A 19,551-nucleotide genomic window follows, 5' to 3' on the forward strand; every position below is an offset into this window, starting at 1 on the left:
TTACTTATAAAAATTATAATTTTGCTTTCATAGTAAGTTTATAAATCAGCTTAATAACTTATATCCACTTATTTATATTTATGATGTATTTTTTATTTTTAGGAGTCATATTTTATTGTATATAAAATAAATAATATCTAGAGAATTATATTAAAAATAAAATTATACTTATATTCTAATATGTAAGAAATTCAATATCTGTATATAAGTTAATATAAAAAGGACACCTCATTAGCATTGGAGCATTTAAGATATCCTTTTTATATTTAATATTAACTTAGCTTTCCTTAACTCTCTTAAACATAATCTACTATTTCAATACTGCTCCTGTGTTTGCTGATGTTACCAGTTTAGCATATCTACTTAAGTATCCATGTTTTATTTTTGGCTCTAAAGGTCTAAATTTTAATTTTCTATTTTCTATCTCAATTTCATTTACTTTTAACTCTAATTTTTTTTCTGGTATATTGATAGAAATTATATCACCTTCTTCAACTATTCCAATTAAACCACCTTCCATAGCTTCTGGAGAAATGTGACCTATAGATGCTCCTCTAGTTGCTCCCGAAAAACGCCCATCAGTAAGAAGTGCAACATGTTTATCAAGTCCCATTCCCGCAACTGCTGATGTAGGAGATAACATTTCTTTCATTCCTGGACCTCCTTTTGGCCCTTCATATCTTATAACTATAACATCACCTTTATTTATTTTTTTATTAAATATAGCACTCACAGCTTCTTCTTCTGAATTAAAAACTCTTGCTGGCCCTTCATGAACTAACATTTCTTCTGCAACTGCTGATTTTTTTACAACAGCCCCATTTATAGCAAGATTTCCTCTCAATATTGCAAGTCCACCTTGGTCACTATATGGATTTTTTAATGTATGTATTACTTCCTCATTTTCTATTTTACAATCTCTTATATTTTCTCCTATAGTCTTGCCTGTTACAGTTTTACAGTCTAAGTTTATTCCTTCTATCTTTGAAAGTTCATTCATTATAGCAGGAATTCCCCCTGCCATATGTAAATCTTCAATATGATGCTTCCCACTTGGACTTAATTTTGTTAAACAAGGAGTTTTTTCACTTATTTCATCAAAAAAATCCAAGTTAAGCTCTATTTCTGCTTCATAAGCTATTGCAGGTAAATGAAGTACTGTATTTGTAGAACCAGCCATTGCCATATCTACAGTTATCGCATTTTTAAATGCATCCACTGTTAAAATATCTCTAGGTTTTATGTCATTCTTAAGCAGTTCCATAACATACATACCTGCATATTTTGCTATTCTTTTTCTTTCTCCAGAATGTGATGCAGCAGTCCCATTATATGGAATACCCATACCTAATGCTTCTGTTAAACAGTTCATACTATTTGCCGTAAAAAGCCCAGAACATGAACCACATCCAGGACAAGAATTCATAGCTAATTCTTCTAATTCTCCTTGACTCATTGTTCCATCTTTACAAGCCCCAACACCTTCCATTGCAGAATTAAAATCATATACTTTTCCATTTTTTTTACCTGCAAGCATAGGTCCCCCACTCACAACAACACTTGGTATATTAAGTCTTGCAGCAGCCATCAACATGCCTGGTACTATCTTATCACAGTTAGGTATAAGTACTAAAGCATCAAAACCATGTGCCATAGCCATAGCTTCTATTGAATCTGCTATTAATTCTCTTGAAGCAAGTGAATAATTCATCCCAACATGTCCCATAGCTATACCATCACATACTCCTATAGCAGGAAATTCTAATGGTAAACCACCACTCATTCTAACACCATTTTTTGCTGCTTCCGCTATTTCATCGAGATGGAGGTGTCCAGGAATTACTTCATTCTGTGCATTTACTATACCTATTAAAGGTCTTTCAATTTCTTCTTTAGTAAGACCCATTCCATACATTAATGATCTCTTTGGAGCTCCTTCTATTCCTTTTTTTATATCACTTCTCATAATATTACCTCTTTCTTACTTTTTTAAATTTTCATAATATTATTATAATACATTTTTCTATTAATTAATTACGAAAAATCTAAAAAATATTAGTATATACTAATGCAAAATTATTACGATTTACTATAAATATATTACACAAGCAGAGATAGGTATTTTTATGATAACGCAAACTAACAAACAAAGCCTAATATTCATAAAACAATTCTGGATTCGTTTTACTTACAGCATTAATTAAGTAATAACTGCGAAAATAAACTATTATTTTGTAGCTTTTAGCAATAATTCTAAGGTTGTTTTCTATACATTTGCCATAAATACTGTGTTTTTATCCTCAATAATTCCCTTGTATTAATCAAACCTAATATTTGAGACTTTATTCCAGTTAATCTCTCTTGAATAACCTTCTGGATGTGACAATTTAACTATATGAGTTGAATTATTGTAACTGTAATAAATTGTAGTCGTCCCATTAATTGGGTTCTTCTTATATCCTTGATATACAGCACTCTTTGGAACTTTCTTTTCAATAAAACTATATGCATATGAAGTATCAATCGACTTTGTTCTATTAGGAAATACTAGCATACAAAAAGCTACAATTATAAAAATACATATACATGTAATACTATACCATTTAATCCATTTCATAGAATCCCTCCTATTTTACCAAAATATACTATTATTATTTCCATATATTTATAATATTTATGCATATGCTAAAATTTTTTAAACATCTGCATATAAATTTAGGAGCTTTGATTTTCTATATTTTGTTAAGATTAATAACCATGTTTTTATAAATTAATATGTTTTTATAAATTAATAAATTTTTAAGATTTTATTAAAAGATTTTTAAAATTTAAAGCTTAATATAAAGATAGTAATTATATAGCTAAAAACATAAATTTTGAAAGGAGATAAAATACAATTATGTGGACACTTTATTCATTTCTTTGCGCTATACTTCCGTGTTTAATATATCAAATAATTGTTATAAAAAGAAAAAACTTGAAATGTGAAAAGAATGTAGTAATACATTTAGTATGGGTATATATTTTTTTATTATATATTTACTTGGCACTTAGTAAAGCTGGTATTGGAAGCATATGGGATATAGGAAAATATAAAGAAATTATTAGATTTAATGAAATAAATATAATACCATTTAGTTCAGTTGGCGCTTTAACATATATTTTAAATATAATTATGTTTATGCCTTTAGGATTCTTACTTCCTTTAATTTGGAAAGAATTTAGAAATATTATTAATGTATCAATAACTGGATTAGGTTTCTCAGTAGCAATTGAATTTTGTCAATTATTTAATCTTAGAGCTACAGATATTGACGATTTAATGATGAATACATTAGGGGCTGTTTTAGGATATTTCATATGGATATATGTAAGTAAGTTATTTAATCTATTGAAGAAAAATACTGTTTTAGCACCTATATGTAAAAATATCATTCAAGATGAAATTGCTATTACAATCGATGATGATATAAATAAAAAAACTACCTCTCTTTATAAAAATGAAGCTATCATATATTTAATATTGGCTGTTTTAGGAGAATTCTTGTTATTTAATTGGTCTCTAATATACCATTAAATAATCTAAACTTAAAAACAAAAATACTTCAATATTCATAAATATATAAAGCCTTCTTTCCTGCTTTTATAAAAGGAAAGAAGGCTTTAGTTCTTAAACATAAAACATACACTCATTACTTAATTGGCATCTGAAATATTTTATTAATATTATGTCTAACTTTGTTAGATGTTATGTAATCATATTTTGTTCCATTCTCAATAAAATTTTGTATATTATCTAATACTTGTATAGCTCTTGCATTACTTTCATAGGTTCCTATTTTTATAGTATTAAAGCTTTCAAATACTACATAAACCTCACTATCATTTATTTTAATTTGATTAGCCTGCATTAGATCAGTTTTATCCTGACTTCTAATTATTATCACATTAATTCCTCCATCTACTCAACTTATTTTAATTTATAAGAATCAATTTCACATAATTGATTTCTAGCTTATTTAAAAATTTAAATTTATTAAAACATCAAATTGTCGATACTATAGTATTGTCTTATACATTTGGTAATTTTATTGTTAAAATATTTATTTATATTTAAATTAAATGTATCTAAAATAATATATCTTTATTAATTATTTAAATTTTTCATTTTAAGAATATCACCTCTTTACCAATTACCATTTGTATAACTCATATTATACATATACAAACGGTAATTTTCAATATATTTTCTTATTTTAATCTTTTTTTTTTATATTTTTGGTAATTTTATTTTACTTTTTATAAAAATAACTTATAATTTCGGTAAGGAGTGATGTACATATGGAAAGTTTAGGAGATAGAATAGCAAATTTACGAAAAGAATTGGATATAAATCAAAAAGAACTTGCTACTAAAGTTGGTATAACTGAAGCTAGTTTATCACGTTATGAAAACAATTTACGAGAACCTAAAAGTGAAATTATAGTAAGATTAGCAAAAGTATTGAAAACATCCACTGATTATCTACTGGGTGTAAATGAAAGTACAAAAATAAGTAAAGAAGATAAATTAATCATAGAAAATCTATCAGTCAGTGAAAAAACAAAAAAACTCTTAGAAAAAATATATTCCCTTGAAAAAGAAGATAGAGAAGCTATAGAAAAAATGATTGATAATGCTTACCTAAAAAGATTCCTTAAAGAAGAGAATTAATTCTCTTCTTTTTCTTTATTCAAAACCTCAAGTAATAATTCATAAAAAGTAATATTTTCACTCAATAAATGTTCTAATTTCATTCCTATATCTTCAATTTTTTCTTTTCTTGTAACAGTAGTATTTGATTTTTCCACATACACCATCCCCCAGCAAATTTGCGTTCTTAATATTAGTCAGAAATTTCTAACAAATTTTTAATAAAGTTTATGTAATTATATTTTTATTTTATAAAATATGTTGCTATTATCCAAAATTTACCTAGATAATTATCTTAACTATATAATAATACTTTTATTCTACAGATGCAATAAAAAACTCGTAATAATAACAAAAAAATCTATTATTGTAGAATCTTGTATATTTTTTATATTTTTATATATTTTTCAAGGTAATTTTTATTATAAAATTTTTTATAAATATATAAATCTTTTATATTCATTTGATTTTTTTGTAATTCTTTTATATGAATTTTATTTTTCATATAATAATCATTATTTTTAAACCTTTATTTTTTGCAATATATTATTTATTTTCTTTTTCAAGTTTCAATAAATATTCTTTTACCTCTATTCCTCCTAAATAGCCTCTCAAACTACCATTGGAGCCTACAAGTCTATGGCAAGGTATAAAAATAGAAATAGGATTTTTGCTATTTGCCAGACCTACCGCCCTGTATGCTTTTGGATTATTAATTATGTTTGCTAGTTCTACATAAGTCTTTGTTTCTCCATATGGAATGTTACAAAGTTCATTCCATACTTTTTTCCTAAATTCACTTCCTGACAACTTTAGTGGCAAATCAAACTCTTTTCTATCTCCCTCTAAGTATTCTTTTAGTTGTTTATTTGCTTCTTTTATAATTTTGCTTTCTTTAACTAAATATTCTTCAGAATTTAAAATAGATGTGTCAAAAAACAAGTTTGTAATGAAATTATTTTTTTCTGCTATTCCTATTTTTCCAATTTTAGTTTCATAATAAAAAATATTTTTCATTAGGTATGATATCCTTTCATATTAATTTACATTTTTTATTTTATTAGTAATTTACTCTTTTGTATCTTAGGTATTATCAATATTTATAAAAAAATTCAAAACCTACATTTTCTGTAAAGTATATTTATGAGCTATTTATTGTTATCTTTTAAAAGAATACTACAAATATCACCATGTTCGTTTCTATATTTAGTTGGAGATACATCATAATTCTTTTTAAATAAACGACTAAAATAATTTATACTATCAAAACCACATCTCATAGCAATTTCTGTCATATTTAAATCTGTTTGTTTTAAATAATATATAGCTTTATCAAGTCTTACTCCATTTATATAATCAGTTGTAGTCTTACCTGTTATTTGTTTAAATGTTCTACAAAAATGGTGTGCACTCAAATTCACAGTACTAGCAAGTTCTTTTAATGTAATTTTATCCATATATTTTTCTTCTATCAAATCAAATATACATTCAAATTTTTTTAAAGAATATTTTCTTTCTATAAATTCTTCTTCTGAAAAGATTTTATCAACATGATTTCTTAATAAGAATACTATAAATTGATAAATACTAGCTTTTATAGATAACTCATATCCAGTATCTTTATTGTGATATTCATCAAGTATAGATTTAATACATTGTAAAATAAAAGAATCCTTTTGAATTAAATTATTAAATACAATATGATTTAGAGTCATTGGTGCTAAGTACTTAGTTTGCAACAAATCAACTTGATTACTAAAAAGAAAGGTAGGTTCAATACGAATAGTATAGAATTTTAGATTGTCTGATAGGCTTTCTAAATAATGTAATTCATTACTATTTGCTATTGCAACATCTCCAGACACTGCTTTAAAATTACTAGCTCCACATTCCAGGTATGCTATACCATCAACAAAATAATATATTTGTAGATGCTCATGCCAATGTCTTTTAAAATTTTCTCCATTTTTTATGTCGTCTTTAAAAAATATATCTATGAAGCTTTCTTGACCTTTTCTATCGAAATATGCGCTTTTATCATTCATTATTTACCTCTTATCAAAATAGTGCTAATTATAAGCAATATCGTTGTTGTATTCATTATTTCATATCGTTATTATATAAAATGTAATTATTATTGTAAACATCAAAATAATACCAGTCATTATAATAAGGAGGTAATAAAAATGACAAAATCTTTTAAAAAAAATGAAAATAAAAAAAGTATAACAGTATTATTTGTAGTCATTGCAATGACTTTTATGGCGACATTAGATTCTAGTATTATAAATGTTGCGCTTCCAGTTCTAGCAAGTAAATTAAATGTGTCTATATCATCTATTGAATGGGTAATAGCAAGTTACTCAATTATTATTTGTTCAACACTATTATTTTTTGGAAGACTTGGAGATATTATTGGTAAATCTAGAATATTTCAGTTAGGAACTATTCTTTTTACGGTAGCTTCATTATTATGTGGATTAAGTAATTCTTTAACTTTACTTATAATTTGTCGCTTTATCCAAGGAGTAGGTGCTTCTGCTTATATGGCAAACAATCATGGAATTATCACAGAATTATTTCCAAAAGAAAGTAGAGGTAAGGCTCTAGGAATTTTAGTTACTGCGGTAGCTGTTGGTAATATGGTTGGACCATCTATAGGAGGACTTATTTTATCAATATTTAATTGGAATTTTATATTCTTTATAAATATTCCAATAGGTATTATTGTAATTTTTCTAAATGCAAAATTTCTTCCAAATAGTAAAAGAACTTCAGAAAAGATGGATAAGATTGGTGCTATACTTCAATTTTTAGGAACAACATTATTTTTTAGTGCTTTAATTTATGCCCAACAAATAGGGCTGTTAAATCCATATATATTAATTACACTATTGCTATCAATTATTTTTATTATATTATTTTTGATATTAGAAAAAAAACATCCTCAACCACTTCTTGACCTTGAAATTTTTAGAAATTTTAAATTTTCACTGAATTTAATTTGTGCTCTTACATCATTTATTTGTATTGCATCATCTAGTATTTTAATTCCATTTTATTTACAAAATACTATGAAACTTTCCCCAATTCATGCAGGTTTATTTATGATATTATCACCTTTGCTTTTAGCCATTTTTTCACCTGTATTTGGGAATATATCAGATAAAATCAAGTCAGAAAAAATTATTTTAATTGGTCTTATTGTTATGAGTTTTGGATTTTTCTTAATGTCAAGATTGAAAGAGAGTTCTATCCTTATTTTATTCGTAATTTCTGTATCAATAATATCAATAGGACAAGCTCTATTTCAACCAGCCAATAATGCTTTAATAATGTCAAATTGTTCTAAAAGTAAGTTAGGAGTTGTTGGAAGTATAAATTCTCTTGTAAGAAATTTAGGTCAAGTTATAGGTATTACTATTTCTACAACACTTTTATATAATTTTATGAGTATTAAAGCTGGGTATAGGGTTAATGATTATGTAGTTGGTAATGATAAAATATTTGTATTTGGAATGAGAAATGTTTATATTATTATTACACTTCTTTGTTTAATAGGTGCAATATTAATTGGCTTTTATTTATTTAAACATGATAAGAATGAACAATAATTTTTTACAATTATCTTAAAGTTATGAGTATCTTAAAACTTTGAATATATTATAGAAAACTTATTATAAATACTGACTTTGAATCAGATTTAGTTTGAATATATTGATTTAAAAATATTCTTATTAGTTTGACAAAGCATATATCTTATTATAGTTTGTAAATAAAAAAGAAGCAGGTAAAATATTTGATATCTTATACCCTGCTTCTTTTTTATTATTTAACTAAAACGTCAATATTTTCATCTTTTCCATCTATAACTATAGTACATCCATTATACACTTCTCCAGCAATAAGCTTCTTTGCAATTACAGTTTCTAAAGTATTTCCTATATATCTCTTAAGAGGTCTTGCTCCATATACAGGGTCATACCCCTCTCTCACCATAACATCTTTAGCTGAATCTGTAACCTCAATAGTAATATCTTTTTCTTTTAATCTATTTTTTAAGTCTGTCATAAATATATCTATAATTTTCTTGATATTTTCTTGGTCTAGAGGCTTAAACATTATAATATCATCTACTCTATTTAAAAACTCAGGTTTAAATCTGTGTTTCATTTCATTCATTACTAAGTTGTTAGTAGTCTCTGTTATATTTCCTCCTGCTTCTAATAGATAATTGCTGCCTATATTAGAAGTCATTATTATAAGAGTATTTTTGAAGTCTACAGTCTTACCTTTATTATCAGTAAGTCTACCATCATCCAATATCTGTAAGAACATGTTAAACACATCCTCATGTGCTTTTTCTATCTCATCAAATAATATTACAGAATAAGGAGCACGTCTAACTGCTTCTGTAAGTTGCCCACCTTCTTCATATCCTACATATCCTGGAGGAGGTCCAACCAATCTTGATACAGCATGTTTTTCCATGTATTCAGACATGTCAATTCTAATTATATTATCTTCACTATCAAATAAGTTTCTAGCAAGAGTTTTTGCAAGTTCAGTTTTACCAACACCTGTAGGTCCTAAGAAAATAAATGAACCAATTGGTTTTCTTTCATCTTTTAGACCAGCTCTTGCACGTATTACTGCATTTGAAACTGCTGTAACTGCTTCATCTTGTCCTATGACTCTCTTGTGAAGTTCTTCTTCTAGTTTAAGTAATTTTTCTCTTTCACCTTCAACTAGTTTAGTTACTGGTATCCCTGTCCACTTTGATACAATACTAGAGATTTCTTCTTCAGTAACCTCTTCCTTTAAAAGTGAATTTTCAGAACCATCTTTCATACTTTCTTCGTATTTCTTTATCTGTTCTTCCAATTTAGGTATTTCACCATACTTAACCTCTGCTGCTTTATTAAAATCATATTCTCTTTCATATTTTTCAGCTTTGCCTTTAGCCTCATCCAATTGTGCTTTTAAGTTCTTAATATCTAATATTTGACTCTTTTCTTTCTCATATTTAGCAGTCATTTCATCATTTTTAGATTTTAATTCTGCTATTTCTTTTTGAATATCATCTAGTCTTGACTTACTCTTATCATCATTTTCTTTAAGTAATGCTTCTCTTTCAGTTTCTAGCATAAACAACTTTCTTCTAACAACATCTAATTCAGTTGGTAATGAATCTATTTCACTACGAATCATAGCTCCTGCTTCATCAATTAAGTCAATTGCTTTATCTGGTAAAAATCTGTCTTGTATATATCTATGAGAAAGTTTTGCTGCTGCTACAATAGCATTATCATGTATTCTTACTCCATGGTGTATTTCAAATCTTTCTTTCAAACCTCTAAGTATAGATATTGTGTCTTCAACTGTAGGTTCTTCTGCAATTACAGGCTGAAAACGTCTTTCAAGTGCCTTATCTTTTTCTATATATTTTCTATATTCATCAAAAGTAGTTGCACCAATACAATTTAACTCACCTCTTGCAAGCATAGGCTTAATAAGATTACCTGCATCCATTGAACCTTCTGTTTTACCAGCTCCAACTATAGTATGAATCTCATCTATAAATAATATAATCTTTCCATCAGAACTTTGAACTTCTTTTAAAACTGCCTTTAATCTTTCTTCAAATTCGCCTCTATATTTTGCACCAGCAATTAAAGCCCCCATGTCAAGCGAGAATACAATTTTGTCTTTTAATCCTTCTGGCACATCTCCTCTTACGATTCTTTCTGCTAGCCCTTCAACAATTGCAGTTTTACCTACACCTGGCTCACCAATTAACACAGGATTATTTTTAGTTCTTCTTGATAAAATTCTTATAATTCTTCTTATTTCTTCGTCTCTTCCAATTACAGGGTCTAATTTATTTTTCTTAGCTAAGTCTACTAAATTTGTTCCATATCTAGCAAGTGCATCGTATGTCCCTTCTGGGTCTTGTGTTTCGACTCTTTGGCTCCCTCTAACTTGTGATAAAACATTTAAAAAATCATTTTTATTTATATTATACTGTTTTAATATTTTACCAACAACTGATTTTGATTCTGTTTCCATCATTGCAAGCATGACATGCTCTACACTTATATATGAATCTTTAAATTCTTTAGAAATACTCTCTGCCTTTATTAGTACTTCATTTATTTTTCTAGTGGCTGATACTCCTTGTGAGTCAGCGCCTTCTCCATATACTTTTGGAAGCTTATCCAGTTCAAAGTTTACAGTATTTCTCAAAGAATCAATTGATATATTCATTTTTTCGATTATATTTGGTATTAATCCATCTTCTTGATTAATAAGTGCTGAAAAAAGATGAATTACATCTACTTGTTGGTTATGATTTTTTACTGCTTCATTATAAGCCTCATTTAAACTTTTTTGAACTCTTAAAGTCATTTTTTCTACGTCCATATAAATCCCTCCATTTTAATATTATATCCAAATAAATTAAATTCTCTCATTTATGATTATTGATTTCCTAAGCTCCAAAAGACTATCGAGTAGATTCTCATTTTTTTGTATGTCAAAACTTAATGTTAGATTGAAAGTTTCATCTGAATTAAAAAAATCAAATACTTCTTTTGATTTTGCTCTTAAGTATAAATCTTCATCTATAAGTCTTTTTTCACCAATTAATAAATATTGACATTTATCTATAAAACTCTTTCTAAAATCAATAGTATATAGATTTTCTAAAATATTATATTGATAAATAGCAATATTGTTAAACACTTTTAATATGTTTGAATTTACAAAATTGTAAATTTGATTATCGTTATACAGTGATATTTGTTCATATATATACTCCCTAAATAAAGGATGAATGTTTTGTTTAAGTTTTAAAGTGACTTCGGCTGGTATTTCAAAATAAAGCTTCCAGTACCTAGAATTATTTTTTTCTAATATAAAAGCTACTCTATTTAAACTAGCACGACTAATCTCTTTTAGTGTGCAATCAAAATTGTAGTGTCTTAAACTAGTTTTTTCATTCTCAAATACATAATCAAACCACTGTAGAACATTTCTATCAAGTTTTAAACTCATATAAAAACCTTCTTCCTTATTTACTAACCTTATCAGGTCTTTTTATCTGATTATATTCTGCTAATAAACTTTCTTTATCAGCTCTACTACCTTTATAAGCTATATGCGGATTTATCATATACTCACCATTTTTCACTCTCTGTAAAAAATCCATTTTTTTCAGCTCTGTAAACAATGAAGATAAAGAAGTTTTTGGATATTCAAGTTCACAAGATAATTCATGTAGTGTTTTTCTAATCTTATTATTTTTATCCATAGAGTTTATTAATCTTAATGGAATTAAATCTCTTTTAGTATACATTCCCTCTACTACTTTAATATAATTCTTAAAGCAAATATTCATATATTTACTTTTATTCATAACTAAATCTTTACTCTCTGTATATTCCTGATTTAGGTCTTTTTTTAATGTCTTATCTAAATTAAATATCTCTTATCACTCTCCTTACCTCTAATTGATAATATAAATATATTACAAAAAAATATGTATGTCAAAAGCGAAAATGCAAAAAGTTTATCTATTAAGTAAACTTTTGTTTATCTATAAGCTAAACTTTACTATTTTTTTAAGTTAGTATTTCCAATTTATTGGTAAGATTTTTTAATAATATTTATAAATTTTTTTAAAAAAATTTTAATATATTTGAAAAACTAGTCTCTTATAAACTCCTTTTATCAAACACATAATATTTAGAATTACTTTTTTTCTAAAAACAGTTGACATATTATATATATATTTATATAATGTGTATATACTATATATACAATTTAAGGAGGTGTCTTGTTGAATATAGTTATTAGTAATTCAAGTGGAAAGCCAATATATGAACAAATTACTACACAAATTAAAAGTATGATTATAAGTGGAGAATTGCCAGAAGGCTCAGCTCTTCCAAGTATGAGACTATTGGCAAAGGAACTTAGAATAAGCGTAATTACTACAAAACGAGCATATAGTGATTTAGAACGTGACGGATTTATTGAGACAGTTACTGGTAAAGGTAGCTTTGTATCTAGTAAAAACATGGATTTTGTGAAAGAAGAGCAATTTCGTTTAATTGAAGAGTACCTACAAAAAGCAGTTGATACAGCTAAAAGTAGTGGTATTACATATGACGAGTTAAAAGATATTTTACTTTTATTATATAAGGGAGAATGATAATTATGGATGCAATAACTATAAAAAACTTAAATAAAACTTATAAAGATTTTAGTCTACAAAATGTATCTTTTTCAGTACCAAAAGGAAGCATAATGGGATTTGTAGGTGAAAATGGTGCAGGAAAAACGACTACATTAAAAGCAATTTTAAATTTAATTTCTTATGATAGTGGAAATATAGAAATATTTGGTCTTGATAACAAAAAAAATGAAAAAGAAATTAAAGAACAAATTGGTGTAGTATTTGAGGGAAGTAATTTTCATGAAAATTTAAATCTAGATAATGTATCAAAAATTATGAGTAAAATCTATAAAAATTGGAATCATGCACTATTCAAAGACTATTTAAAAAAGTTGAGAGTTCCAGAGAATAAACTAATTAAGGAATTTTCAAAGGGTAATAAAATGAAACTTAGTATCGCTGTAGCTTTATCACATAATCCAAAATTATTAATACTGGATGAAGCAACTAGTTCACTTGACCCTATTGTTCGTGAAGAAATACTGGATATATTTTTAGATTTTATACAAGATGAAGAACACTCTATTATTTTATCTTCACATATTACAAGTGACTTAGATAAAATAGCAGACTATATTACATTTATACATAAAGGTAATATAGTCTTTAGTGAAAACAAGGATGAATTAATTAATAATATGGGAATTTTAAAATGTAAACCTAGTGATTTTGATAATATTTCAAAAGAAGATTATTCATATTATCGTAAAAGCCAATTTGGATATGAAGTACTTCTTAATGATAAATATAGATTTATAGCAAAACATCCAAACTTTGTAGTCGATAATACGTCTATAGAAGAAATTATGTTATTTTATGTGAGAGGTGATAAATAATGAAAGGTCTAATTTTAAAAGATTTAATTAATTTAAAAGGTAATATAAAATTTCTACTTTTATTTGTAATTATGTTTGGGCTTATATCTTCTTTTGGAGGTGGAGATGCTAATAACCTTGTAGGTATTATTGTAGTCCTATGTACAACAATGATTGTTTCAACATTCTCATATGATGACCTGAATAAATGGGATAGTTATGTACTTACAATGCCGATTAAACGTAATGATATTGTACTAAGTAAATATCTGACTATGTTAATATTTAGCTTTATAGGTGTATTGGTTTCACTTATACTTAGTATCATTATTGGTTATTTTAAACATAATTTTATATTAGGTGAAACTCTACTTATTAATGCATTAGTCTTATCTATTTCAATATGTTTTGGTAGTCTTATCTTACCACTTGTTTACAAATTTGGTACAGAAAGAGCTCGTGTATTAATGATTTTATGTTTTTTAGTTCCAACATTACTTTTATTAGTTTCTAAAAATATTTTAGAAAGTATTAGTTCACCTCTTTCACTAGAAATTATGCTTAATACACTATTATATTCTATTCCATTTATTGCTATATTGCTATTTGTGATTTCATATTTTATATCATCAAAAATTTATAGCAAAAAAGAAATATAAGATATTTTATGTGAGTTTTTATTAAAACTGTTTAAGTAAGATTTTATTAAAAATACTATCAATTTTGTTTTGATAGTATTTTATTTTTACATTTTATATCTACTAGGTATTTTATTTTAAATATTTATCTTTAATAATACTTTACTCTTTTATCAGTATGTTCTTGCAACATGATTTTCATATAAATTTAATTATTAATTACATTCTTGAATCTAAAAACAAGACTATGTTTAAAAATAATTCTTATACACAGTAAATTAAATTATTTTAATACTTAATATCCAAAATTACTAAATTTATTAGTCATTATTAATAGAATTAAAGCTCTATTTTTTTTTAAAAAATTTTAATCTTTACAATATAAAGTTAAACATAAATTTTCTTAATTTGACATCAGCATAAATGACTATTAGAATAATATTAAACTAGAGTATTTCAATTGATATCGATAAAAAATGAAAATAGATAAAAGATTGTATAAGGAGACAATTCAAGCATGAAATTAGAAATTACAGAAAAAGTAGAAAAGCAAGATGAAGATGTTATTTTTCAAGGATTATTAAAATATAACCTTGCTAATCTTGAGGATAAAAATCCAGTAGATTTAGGAATATATACTCGAGATAAAACAGGTCAGATTCTTGCAGGATTAATAGGTGTTACTCATGGTAATTGGCTTTCTATAAAATACTTATAGGTTAGTGAAAAGCTTAGATATAAAGGTATTGGAAGTCAACTTTTACATACTACTGAAAAAATTGCTAAAGAACGAGGTTGTAAATATGCTTTTTTAGATACATTCAGTTTTCAAGCTCCTAAATTTTATGAGAAGTTTGGATACAATAAAGTATTTGCACTCGAAAATTATCCCTTGACTGGAAAGAGATATTTCTTTACAAAAGTACTATAATCAGGAAAATTTCATTTAGTGTTTTTCATTTAAAGCTTATACCCTTTTTATTTATATTTTTATGTCATTGTTAACATTGAAAAATATGATTTCATTGTACATATAAAACTATTTGAAAATTCATAAATTATAGTATAAAAGCTAATATTATCTAAAATAAAAAAACACATATTTAGGAGGTACACATGCTAGGTCAAAAATGTATGAATTATCTACAAACATTAGGAAAAATAAGTTCAACAACAAATGGTCTTACAAGACTTATATTAACTGATGAACATAAAAAATCTATTGATTTAATAAGTTCATGGATGAAAGATTTAAATCTCGATATTGAAATTGATGATATTGGAAATGTTATAGGTACATATAAATCTAATACTCCAAATGCCCCTACATTAGTAGTTGCATCTCATCAAGATAGTGTAAAATGTGGAGGTATATTTGATGGTATGCTAGGAATAATAGTTCCTCTAGTTGGACTTGAAGAGTCAAAAAATAATAATAAGTCTTATCCTTTCAACATTAAGCTAGTTGCCTTCGCTGAAGAGGAAGGAACTAGATTTGAAACATCTTTAATGGGAAGTAAAGTTTTTGCTGGTACTTTTAAAGAAGTGCTTCTTAAATCTGTTGATGAAAACGGAATTACACTTGAAGAAGCTGTAACAAAGTTTGGATTTAATACTAAAAACTTGATAAATTTACATCCTAGAAAAGATATAGATGCATATTTAGAATTTCATATCGAGCAAGGGCCTGTCTTAGAAAATAAATCTCTTCCTGCTGGAATTGTATCAAGTATTACAGGATTTAAAAGTTTTAAGATAACAGTAAATGGTAAATCTGGTCATGCTGGTACACTACCAATGGATATGAGATTTGATGCTGGATGTTGTGCCTGTGAATGTGTATTAGCCATTGAAAATATAGCTAAAATGACTACTAATTTAGTTGCTACTGTTGGAAAGATGAATTTCTATCCATCTTCATCAAATGTAGTACCTGAAAGAGTGGAATTTACTCTCGACGTACGTTCTTGTTCTCAAGAAGTTCTTGATAGCTCAGTAGAAAAGATATTCAACGAAATATCTCATATATGTGAGAATAGAAAACTTAATTATGAAAGCGAACTTTCTTTTGAAAATGTTCCTGTACCATGTTCCAATAAAATAACTAAAACTATAGAAAAAAGTTTTATAGATTTAAATCTTAATCCTTTTTATATTTACAGTGGAGCTGGTCATGATGCTCAAGAAATGGACAATATAACTGACATTGGAATGGTGTTTATAAGATGTGCTGGAGGTATAAGTCATAATCCTGATGAAAGTGTTTCTGTAGATGACTTAGATACTGCTATAAAAATATTTCTAAAAATATTAGATAATCTCGATTTAAAATAATTTTATATCAAAAATATACAAGTAAAAACATATTATCACTACTAACCTTATACTATATAATTGTATAATATTATCTATTATAAAAACAGACTTTTATACTCTTATAGAATAAGTTTTGATATTTTATACCTAATATAAAAATATATATTTAAGGAGATAATTTTTATGAATGAAAAATTAATTGGAATTTTAGCTGGAATGGGTCCAAGATCAACTGCTCCCTTTATGGATTTAGTTATTGATGAATGTCAATCTCAGTATGGTGCAAAATATGATGATGAGTTCCCAAAGATGATGATATATTCATTACCTACTCCATTTTATATTGACCGTCCAATAAATCACGAACTTATGAAAAAAACTATTATTGATGGGTTACAAAAACTTGAATCAATTGGAGTAAGTTTTATTGCTATGCCATGTAATTCAGCACATATATACTTTAAAGAATTAAAAAAATCAATTAATATACCTTTGTTAAATATTGTAGAAGAAACAGTTAAGAAACTTCCTATTATCCCACAAAAAGTAACTCTTTTTTCAACTAATTCAACATTTGAATCTAAAATTTATCAAGATGGCATACTACATAATGGGCATGAGTTTATATTTAAAGATGAGTGGCAGACGAAATTAAATACTCTTATTCAAAGTATAAAAACAGATAAAGGAAATCCATATAATATTGATATTTGGAATGAACTTATTGAAGATGTGAAAAAAGAATCTATTGAAAATGTAATAATTGCTTGTACCGACTTAAATGTAGTTTTTGAAAAATTCCATTCTTCAATTAATATTATTGATTCATCAAAATGTTTAGCTGAAGCAGCTATCAACAAATATCTAAAGCTAGCTAAATAAATTTTTAGATACTATATTTTATAAAATATACGTGTGTTTGTTTAGTTTAAAAAATATGAACTTATAGTTTTATATTATAGTTCCTTGATGATATAAAATTTGACCATGTATTATAGTATTTTAATAGAAAAGGATACCAATACTGGTATCCTTTTTAAATATTTTTATATCTATTAAACTTAAGTTTATACTACTGAATAGTACCCATAGAATTAGATAAATCTTGTCCTGCTGTAACAAGATTAGATAATAATACATCAGCTACTGCATCATTAACTGAACTTATTATCCATTTGTTATCTTTTTTAGAACATTCAAGCTCTACAGTTTTTGTTACATAAGTCTCTTTAACACTTTTTTGTTTTTCTTTCATAATTGATACTAACATTTCAGTTGTTTTCTCATCAGTTAAGTCTTGCCCTGAAAAACTCATACCAAGCATCTTTGTAAATGCTTCAGCTACTATCTCTTTAAGTAATGGTGTTGAATCTACAAATTTACACTCTACTTTTACTGTTGCTTTATTATCTTTAATCTCACTATCTTTTATTGTATATGTGATTTTAGATGCATTCTGTTTTAGATAATCTAAAACATACTGTGCATTTGGGTCTTTTGTGTCTAGCTCTTTTAATACATCTTTATATTTCTCGTCATTATTTTCCATTACCTTATTCATGCCTTCAAAGTCAAACTTCTTTGCACTGTTGAAAAAACTATCAACTGTATCTTCTGGTTTTGCACTTGAACATGCTGTTAAAGATATTGCCAATAAAAAAGTTGTTAAAACTAATATGATTTTTTTCATATCTCAAATCCTCCCTCTTAATTTGTTGATACATAAGTTATTTTAACATATAATACGAGTTTTTGAATAATATATTTAGAATATTTTATGCATTTTTCTTAAATCAAGAGCTAGAATAAAAAATATCTATACTAAACTACTGTTCATATCTACGTCAGTCATAGTAGAAACCATAACTGCTTTTATAGTATGCATTCTATTTTCGGCTTCTTCAAATACCTTGGAATATTTTGAATTAAATACCTCATCTGTAACCTCTAGCTCTGATAATCCAAACTTTTCATAAATTTCTTGAGCAACTTTAGTTTCTAAGTCATGGAATGCTGGAAGGCAGTGTAAAAATATAACATTTTCATTTTCTGTTTTCTTTATCATCTCCATATTTACTTGATAACTCTTAAGTTGATTTATTCTTGTTTCATATTGTTCTTCTTCTCCCATAGAAACCCATACATCTGTATATATAACATCTGCACCTTTTACATCATCAATATTTTCTGTCAATATTATATCTCCCTTAGATTTCTTAGCTATTTCCTTCATATCTTTAACTAATTCTTCATCTGGCCAAAGCTCTTTAGGTGCAAGTGCTACAAAATGAATTCCCATTTTAGCACACCCTATCATTAATGAGTTCCCCATATTATTTCTAGCATCACCAACGTACACAAATTTAACTTTATTCAAATCCTTATCTACATTTTCAATCACTGTCAAAAAGTCTGCAAGTATCTGTGTTGGATGATATTCATCTGTAAGTCCATTCCAAACAGGTACACCAGAATATTTTGCTAAGCTTTCAACTGTTTTCTGTTTAAATCCTCTAAATTCTATTCCATCATAAAATCTTCCTAAGACTTTTGCTGTATCAGATACAGACTCTTTTTTTCCCATATGACAATCATTAGGACCTAGATAAGTTACATGTGCTCCTTCATCATGAGCAGCTACTTCAAATGAACATCTAGTTCTTGTTGATGTTTTCTCAAACAATAAAGCTATATTTTTTCCTTGTAATAAATCTCCTTTTATGCCAACCTTTTTCTTAGTTTTTAAATAACTAGATAAAGTTAATAAATATCTAATCTCCTCTTTTGTAAAATCCTTTAATGTTAAAAAACTCTTTCCCTTTAAACTTATATTATTCATATTAATTCTCCC

The 19,551-nt window shown here is 26.3% G+C and carries 20 protein-coding genes and 1 pseudogene; 10 read left to right on the forward strand and 11 right to left on the reverse strand.

Annotation, left to right across the window (positions count from 1 at the left end):
- Window positions 1-310 precede the first annotated feature (310 nt).
- The gene (ilvD, locus tag ACTG45_RS10965; protein ID WP_479916850.1) at window positions 311-1,966 is read right to left on the reverse strand and encodes a dihydroxy-acid dehydratase; all 1,656 of its coding nucleotides are present in this window, start codon (window positions 1,964-1,966) and stop codon (window positions 311-313) included.
- 351 nt (window positions 1,967-2,317) lie between these two features.
- Window positions 2,318-2,617, reverse strand: coding sequence for a hypothetical protein (locus tag ACTG45_RS10970; RefSeq protein ID WP_021384806.1), 300 nt, complete (start codon window positions 2,615-2,617; stop codon window positions 2,318-2,320).
- Window positions 2,618-2,977: 360 nt separating this feature from the next.
- Between ACTG45_RS10970 and ACTG45_RS10975 the strand changes: the two genes are divergently transcribed.
- Window positions 2,978-3,577, forward strand: coding sequence for a VanZ family protein (locus tag ACTG45_RS10975; protein ID WP_479918969.1), 600 nt, complete (start codon window positions 2,978-2,980; stop codon window positions 3,575-3,577).
- A gap of 115 nt (window positions 3,578-3,692) precedes the next feature.
- Here the strand turns inward: ACTG45_RS10975 and ACTG45_RS10980 are convergent, their stop codons facing one another.
- Window positions 3,693-3,947 (reverse strand): hypothetical protein, encoded by a 255-nt coding sequence (locus tag ACTG45_RS10980; RefSeq protein ID WP_479916851.1) that lies wholly within the window; start codon window positions 3,945-3,947, stop codon window positions 3,693-3,695.
- 394 nt (window positions 3,948-4,341) lie between these two features.
- Between ACTG45_RS10980 and ACTG45_RS10985 the strand changes: the two genes are divergently transcribed.
- Window positions 4,342-4,713: a helix-turn-helix domain-containing protein gene (locus ACTG45_RS10985; protein ID WP_021384829.1), complete on the forward strand. Its 372-nt coding sequence runs from the start codon at window positions 4,342-4,344 to the stop codon at window positions 4,711-4,713.
- Here ACTG45_RS10985 and ACTG45_RS10990 read toward each other — a convergent pair.
- From ACTG45_RS10990 to ACTG45_RS11000, 3 genes are all read right to left on the reverse strand, one after another.
- A complete protein-coding gene (locus ACTG45_RS10990) occupies window positions 4,710-4,850 on the reverse strand; it encodes a hypothetical protein (RefSeq protein ID WP_021384801.1) in 141 nt (46 codons plus the stop codon). The two genes, ACTG45_RS10985 and ACTG45_RS10990, sit on opposite strands and share 4 nt — an antisense overlap.
- Before the next feature lie 388 nt (window positions 4,851-5,238).
- A complete protein-coding gene (locus ACTG45_RS10995; RefSeq protein WP_021384864.1) occupies window positions 5,239-5,709 on the reverse strand; it encodes a methylated-DNA--[protein]-cysteine S-methyltransferase in 471 nt (156 codons plus the stop codon).
- Window positions 5,710-5,840: 131 nt separating this feature from the next.
- Window positions 5,841-6,737, reverse strand: coding sequence for an AraC family transcriptional regulator (locus tag ACTG45_RS11000; protein WP_479916852.1), 897 nt, complete (start codon window positions 6,735-6,737; stop codon window positions 5,841-5,843).
- Window positions 6,738-6,878: 141 nt separating this feature from the next.
- Here ACTG45_RS11000 and ACTG45_RS11005 point away from each other — a divergent pair, with 141 nt between their 5' ends.
- Window positions 6,879-8,306, forward strand: coding sequence for an MFS transporter (locus tag ACTG45_RS11005; protein WP_479916853.1), 1,428 nt, complete (start codon window positions 6,879-6,881; stop codon window positions 8,304-8,306).
- A gap of 214 nt (window positions 8,307-8,520) precedes the next feature.
- On the opposite strand, the gene clpB is transcribed toward ACTG45_RS11005, so the two are convergent.
- Genes clpB through ACTG45_RS11020 form a run of 3 tightly spaced genes read right to left on the reverse strand, consistent with a single transcriptional unit; the run spans window position 8,521 to window position 12,109 of the window.
- Window positions 8,521-11,115: an ATP-dependent chaperone ClpB gene (gene clpB / locus ACTG45_RS11010; protein ID WP_479916854.1), complete on the reverse strand. Its 2,595-nt coding sequence runs from the start codon at window positions 11,113-11,115 to the stop codon at window positions 8,521-8,523.
- A gap of 36 nt (window positions 11,116-11,151) precedes the next feature.
- Complete coding sequence (locus ACTG45_RS11015; RefSeq protein ID WP_021384862.1) at window positions 11,152-11,748, reverse strand: hypothetical protein; 597 nt, start codon at window positions 11,746-11,748, stop codon at window positions 11,152-11,154.
- A 16-nt stretch (window positions 11,749-11,764) separates the two neighbouring features.
- Window positions 11,765-12,109 (reverse strand): replication/maintenance protein RepL, encoded by a 345-nt coding sequence (locus ACTG45_RS11020; RefSeq protein WP_021384882.1) that lies wholly within the window; start codon window positions 12,107-12,109, stop codon window positions 11,765-11,767.
- A 423-nt stretch (window positions 12,110-12,532) separates the two neighbouring features.
- Between ACTG45_RS11020 and ACTG45_RS11025 the strand changes: the two genes are divergently transcribed.
- From ACTG45_RS11025 to ACTG45_RS11055, 7 genes and pseudogenes are all read left to right on the forward strand, one after another.
- Window positions 12,533-12,907 (forward strand): GntR family transcriptional regulator, encoded by a 375-nt coding sequence (locus ACTG45_RS11025; RefSeq protein ID WP_021384840.1) that lies wholly within the window; start codon window positions 12,533-12,535, stop codon window positions 12,905-12,907.
- Complete coding sequence (locus tag ACTG45_RS11030) at window positions 12,904-13,767, forward strand: ABC transporter ATP-binding protein (RefSeq protein ID WP_479916855.1); 864 nt, start codon at window positions 12,904-12,906, stop codon at window positions 13,765-13,767. Before ACTG45_RS11025 ends, ACTG45_RS11030 begins: the two co-directional genes overlap by 4 nt.
- Complete coding sequence (locus ACTG45_RS11035) at window positions 13,767-14,405, forward strand: ABC-2 transporter permease (protein ID WP_021384849.1); 639 nt, start codon at window positions 13,767-13,769, stop codon at window positions 14,403-14,405. The genes ACTG45_RS11030 and ACTG45_RS11035 overlap by 1 nt, the downstream gene beginning before the upstream one ends.
- A 496-nt stretch (window positions 14,406-14,901) precedes the next feature.
- Entirely contained in the window at window positions 14,902-15,102 is a 201-nt protein-coding gene (locus ACTG45_RS11040) for a hypothetical protein (protein WP_021384870.1), read from the forward strand.
- A gap of 12 nt (window positions 15,103-15,114) precedes the next feature.
- A pseudogene (locus ACTG45_RS11045) lies at window positions 15,115-15,315 on the forward strand (GNAT family N-acetyltransferase); the annotation flags it as partial.
- Window positions 15,316-15,500: 185 nt separating this feature from the next.
- The gene (locus ACTG45_RS11050) at window positions 15,501-16,718 is read left to right on the forward strand and encodes a M20 family metallo-hydrolase (RefSeq protein WP_479918970.1); all 1,218 of its coding nucleotides are present in this window, start codon (window positions 15,501-15,503) and stop codon (window positions 16,716-16,718) included.
- A 165-nt stretch (window positions 16,719-16,883) separates the two neighbouring features.
- Window positions 16,884-17,582, forward strand: a complete 699-nt coding sequence (locus tag ACTG45_RS11055; protein ID WP_479918971.1) for an aspartate/glutamate racemase family protein — start codon at window positions 16,884-16,886, stop codon at window positions 17,580-17,582.
- Window positions 17,583-17,772: 190 nt separating this feature from the next.
- On the opposite strand, the gene ACTG45_RS11060 is transcribed toward ACTG45_RS11055, so the two are convergent.
- The gene (locus ACTG45_RS11060; RefSeq protein ID WP_479918972.1) at window positions 17,773-18,390 is read right to left on the reverse strand and encodes a nuclear transport factor 2 family protein; all 618 of its coding nucleotides are present in this window, start codon (window positions 18,388-18,390) and stop codon (window positions 17,773-17,775) included.
- A gap of 126 nt (window positions 18,391-18,516) precedes the next feature.
- On the reverse strand, window positions 18,517-19,539 hold the full coding sequence (gene argF, locus ACTG45_RS11065) for an ornithine carbamoyltransferase (protein ID WP_479918973.1): 1,023 nt from the start codon (window positions 19,537-19,539) through the stop codon (window positions 18,517-18,519).
- Window positions 19,540-19,551: the final 12 nt, after the last annotated feature.

Source organism: Clostridioides sp. LIBA-7602 (assembly GCF_056688945.1).

Bases quoted from the DNA above. Each gene is read 5' to 3' on its own strand.
- ilvD (WP_479916850.1), bottom strand. From the start codon at position 1,966: ATGAGAAGTGATATAAAAAAAGGAATAGAAGGAGCTCCAAAGAGATCA.
- ACTG45_RS10970 (WP_021384806.1), bottom strand. From the start codon at position 2,617: ATGAAATGGATTAAATGGTATAGTATTACATGTATATGTATTTTTATA.
- ACTG45_RS10985 (WP_021384829.1), top strand. From the start codon at position 4,342: ATGGAAAGTTTAGGAGATAGAATAGCAAATTTACGAAAAGAATTGGAT.
- ACTG45_RS10995 (WP_021384864.1), bottom strand. From the start codon at position 5,709: ATGAAAAATATTTTTTATTATGAAACTAAAATTGGAAAAATAGGAATA.
- ACTG45_RS11000 (WP_479916852.1), bottom strand. From the start codon at position 6,737: ATGAATGATAAAAGCGCATATTTCGATAGAAAAGGTCAAGAAAGCTTC.
- ACTG45_RS11005 (WP_479916853.1), top strand. From the start codon at position 6,879: ATGACAAAATCTTTTAAAAAAAATGAAAATAAAAAAAGTATAACAGTA.
- clpB (WP_479916854.1), bottom strand. From the start codon at position 11,115: ATGGACGTAGAAAAAATGACTTTAAGAGTTCAAAAAAGTTTAAATGAG.
- ACTG45_RS11015 (WP_021384862.1), bottom strand. From the start codon at position 11,748: ATGAGTTTAAAACTTGATAGAAATGTTCTACAGTGGTTTGATTATGTA.
- ACTG45_RS11020 (WP_021384882.1), bottom strand. From the start codon at position 12,109: ATGAATAAAAGTAAATATATGAATATTTGCTTTAAGAATTATATTAAA.
- ACTG45_RS11030 (WP_479916855.1), top strand. From the start codon at position 12,904: ATGATAATTATGGATGCAATAACTATAAAAAACTTAAATAAAACTTAT.
- ACTG45_RS11035 (WP_021384849.1), top strand. From the start codon at position 13,767: ATGAAAGGTCTAATTTTAAAAGATTTAATTAATTTAAAAGGTAATATA.
- ACTG45_RS11040 (WP_021384870.1), top strand. From the start codon at position 14,902: ATGAAATTAGAAATTACAGAAAAAGTAGAAAAGCAAGATGAAGATGTT.
- ACTG45_RS11050 (WP_479918970.1), top strand. From the start codon at position 15,501: ATGCTAGGTCAAAAATGTATGAATTATCTACAAACATTAGGAAAAATA.
- ACTG45_RS11055 (WP_479918971.1), top strand. From the start codon at position 16,884: ATGAATGAAAAATTAATTGGAATTTTAGCTGGAATGGGTCCAAGATCA.
- ACTG45_RS11060 (WP_479918972.1), bottom strand. From the start codon at position 18,390: ATGAAAAAAATCATATTAGTTTTAACAACTTTTTTATTGGCAATATCT.
- argF (WP_479918973.1), bottom strand. From the start codon at position 19,539: ATGAATAATATAAGTTTAAAGGGAAAGAGTTTTTTAACATTAAAGGAT.